The sequence below is a fragment of the Oceanobacter antarcticus genome, from assembly GCF_044962685.1.
Taxonomy (GTDB): Bacteria; Pseudomonadota; Gammaproteobacteria; order Pseudomonadales; family Oceanobacteraceae; genus Oceanobacter; species Oceanobacter antarcticus.
In genome coordinates, this window is record NZ_JBBKTX010000059.1 from 1 (window position 1) to 878 (window position 878).

Sequence of the window (878 nt, forward strand, 5' to 3'; positions counted from 1 at the left end):
AGTTTGACGCTTTTACCTTGCAAGTTCATGTTCATGCTCCCCTGTTATTCGCCACGTGCTGGCAGTGTGATGGTGCCGTTGGCGGCTTCTTCGGCAAACATTTCAGCGGTACGCAAACCGGCGGCGGTCATGATGTCGAGGTTACCGGCGTATTTGGGCAGGAAGTCGCCCAGGCCTTCCACTTCCATAAACATGGAGACGCGGTTGCCGTCAAACACCGGGCCGTTGACCAGGCGGTAACCGGGTACGTATTTTTGTACGTCAGCAACCATGGCGTGAACCGATGCGGTGATGGCATCACGATCCGGTTCGCTTTCGGTGAGGCAGTGGACGGTGTCGCGCATCATCAGTGGCGGTTCAGCCGGGTTGATGATGATGATGGCTTTGCCTTGTTTGGCACCGCCGACTTTGGACACTGCACCGGCGGTGGTGCGGGTGAATTCGTCGATGTTCTGGCGGGTGCCAGGGCCAACGGATTTGGACGACACGGTGGCGATGATTTCGCCATAGTCGACCGCTTGTACGCGGGACACTGCCGCCACCATGGGGATGGTGGCCTGGCCACCGCAGGTGACCATGTTGACGTTCATTTCGAGGTTTTGGGCGTGCGCGGCAAGGTTCACCGGCGGCACGCAGAACGGGCCAATGGCCGCTGGGGTGAGGTCGATCATAATAACGCCCAGCTCATTGAGCTTGCGCGAGTTTTCCGCATGCACGTAGGCGGAGGTGGCATCAAAGGCGACGCGGATGTCGTCGGCGATCACCTGTTCGAGAATGCCATCAACCCCGGTGGCGCAGGTTTTGATGCCCATGGTCGCAGCGCGTTTGAGGCCTTCGGATTCCGGGTCAATGCCCACCATCCAGACCGGTTCGATCCA

1 protein-coding gene is annotated in these 878 nt (G+C 59.2%); it reads right to left on the minus strand.

Annotated features, from left to right (window positions below; translation table 11 throughout):
• Positions 1 to 44: 44 nt before the first annotated feature.
• Positions 45 to 878: acetaldehyde dehydrogenase (acetylating) (locus WG929_RS20875; RefSeq protein ID WP_416207609.1), on the minus strand; the 834-nt coding region annotated here is incomplete at its 5' end.